Raw genomic sequence first — 2,054 nt, 5'->3', positions numbered from 1 at the left:
CGGTGTTGGCGCCGGTGACGTAGGCCTGGTGGTGCTTGGAGTGGTGCAGCTCCATGATCCGCCCGGAGATGTGCGGCTCCAGCGCACCGTAGTCGTAGGACAGCTCGGGCAGCGTGTAGACAGGCATGGTTCCTCAGGTTCCTTCCGTCGGTGTCCTGCCACGCTAGGACCTCGACCACGGTCGAGGTCAAGGGCGGCGCGCTGTGATCTCGCAGGTCGGGACCGGTGCGAGAGGGGGACGGAACCTCGACGGCGTCCGCTGCGTCTACGTCGTCATGGGACGCAGACCGGTGGGGGCCCGATGAGCGAGGCGAGCAGGGTCGAGGTCGTCGTCGTGCCCGGGGACGGCCCGGCGACGGCACGGGACGAGTTCACCGCGTTCGCGCGCGAGCACGCCGCGACCCTGTACCGCGTCGCCTACCTCCTGTGCGGCGACCCGCACCGCGCGCAGGACCTCGTGCAGCAGACGTTCGAGCGCACCTTCCGCGCGTGGGGCAGGGTCCGCGGAGGGACGCCGCTCGCCTACGCGCGGAAGGTCCTCGTCAACCTGCGCGTCGACACGTGGCGGCGCACGCGCCGCGAGCACGTCGTCGACCCGCACGACCTCGTGCACCTCACGGGCGAGGAGCCCCCGACCGGCGCCGCCCGGCGTGCGGCGCCCGGGTCCGACGCGCACGTGGCCGACCGCGACCGGGTCGTGCGGGCGCTCGCGGAGCTCCCGGTGAAGCAGCGGCGCGTCGTCGTGCTCCGCTTCCTCCTCGATCTGGGCGAGGCGGAGACCGCGCAGACGCTCGGGGTGCCGGTCGGCACGGTGAAGTCGCAGGCGTCCCGGGGCCTGGCCCGCCTGCGGGTCCTGCTCGAGGAGCGGGACGACGAGGCCTCCACGAGCGCTCACCGTACCGCGGCCGCCGACGCCACCGCTGAGGCCACCGCCGGGGCGACGACCCGTGCCACCACCCGGACCACCACCGCCGAGAGGAGACCGTCATGACCAGCACCGACCCGCTCGTGGACCGGCTGCGCGACGCGGCCGCGCGCGTGGGCGTGCCCGACCTCGACGCGGACGCGATGGCCGGTCGCGCCGTCCGGACCGTGCGCCGTCGCCGCTCGGCCGCCGTCGGCGCGCTCGCGGTCGCCGTCGCGGGCGTCCTCGCACTCGCGCCGAACCTCGGCGAGCGGCTCCGCGAGCCGGTGACCACCTTTCCCGCCCAGGTGACGCCGTCGACCGCCGAGGTGACCCCTCCCCAGGCCGTGACCGACGGGCTGCCGCACGTCGACGGCGTCGAGCCCGGCGTGCCCGACGGGTGGCAGGAGCACGAGCTCGCGGGGCTCGTGTACGCGCTGCCCGGAGCATGGGAACCGCACGGCGATCCCGCACGGACCCAGGCCCGCTACCGAGCGTGGATCTCCGGTCCCGACGACGCCGTGGCTCCGGGGACACCCGCGCAGGCGGACGTCTCGGTGAGCAGCGGGTACGTCTCGTGGGAGGCACCGGACGACGCGTACCTCGAGGCGGCGGAGGAGAACTGGGGCGCGACCGTCGAGACCGCCGACGTCCCGGGCGCGGACTTCGTCGTCGTCGTGAGGCAGCCGTTCGGGCTCGACGACGGCACGCCCGGCGTGCAGGTCCAGGTGCAGGTCCGCGAGGCGGGTGGCGTCGGGTACGGCATCCTCCTGTCCGTCCCGGACACGCCGCACGGCGAGGGAATCGTCCGAGGGCTCCTCGGGTCGCTGTCGTTCGCGGGGGACTGACGGCCGGTGACGGCGCGTGACGGGCATGATGGTCGCGTGCCCGACGACGCCCGCTCCGGCCTCCGCGTGACGCCGGGCCTGGTCGTGCCCGAAGCGGAGCTGTCGTGGCGGTTCTCGCGCTCGTCGGGGCCGGGCGGTCAGGGCGTCAACACGGCGGACTCACGCGTCGAGCTGTCGTTCCTCATGTACGGGTTCTTCAACACCGTGCCGCGCGAGCTCGACGAGGCGGCCAAGCTCGACGGCGCCACCCACGCGCAGATCTACTGGACGATCATCCTGCGCCTCGTGGCCCCGATCCTCGC

The 2,054-nt window shown here is 74.2% G+C and carries 3 protein-coding genes and 1 pseudogene; 3 read left to right on the top strand and 1 reads right to left on the bottom strand.

What is annotated here, in order from left to right; translation table 11 throughout:
* A pseudogene (locus JZ5iCDA_RS17120) lies at positions 1–127 on the bottom strand (superoxide dismutase); the annotation flags it as partial.
* 174 nt (positions 128–301) lie between these two features.
* Between JZ5iCDA_RS17120 and JZ5iCDA_RS17115 the strand changes: the two are divergent.
* From JZ5iCDA_RS17115 to JZ5iCDA_RS19850, 3 genes are all read left to right on the top strand, one after another.
* Positions 302–991, top strand: coding sequence for a SigE family RNA polymerase sigma factor (locus JZ5iCDA_RS17115; protein ID WP_069388202.1), 690 nt, complete (start codon positions 302–304; stop codon positions 989–991).
* Complete coding sequence (locus JZ5iCDA_RS17110) at positions 988–1,752, top strand: hypothetical protein (protein ID WP_069388201.1); 765 nt, start codon at positions 988–990, stop codon at positions 1,750–1,752. Before JZ5iCDA_RS17115 ends, JZ5iCDA_RS17110 begins: the two co-directional genes overlap by 4 nt.
* 36 nt (positions 1,753–1,788) lie before the next feature.
* Positions 1,789–2,054: ABC transporter permease subunit (locus JZ5iCDA_RS19850; RefSeq protein ID WP_253182142.1), on the top strand; the 266-nt coding region annotated here is incomplete at its 3' end.

The organism is Cellulosimicrobium cellulans, assembly GCF_001722485.1.
Classification (GTDB): Bacteria; Actinomycetota; Actinomycetes; order Actinomycetales; family Cellulomonadaceae; genus Cellulosimicrobium; species Cellulosimicrobium cellulans_A.
This window is presented reverse-complemented; position numbering and strand designations above follow the sequence as displayed.

What these genes read in the sequence shown, in the direction of transcription:
- JZ5iCDA_RS17115 (WP_069388202.1), top strand. Translation starts at nt 302, where the DNA reads ATGAGCGAGGCGAGCAGGGTCGAGGTCGTCGTCGTGCCCGGGGACGGC.
- JZ5iCDA_RS17110 (WP_069388201.1), top strand. Translation starts at nt 988, where the DNA reads ATGACCAGCACCGACCCGCTCGTGGACCGGCTGCGCGACGCGGCCGCG.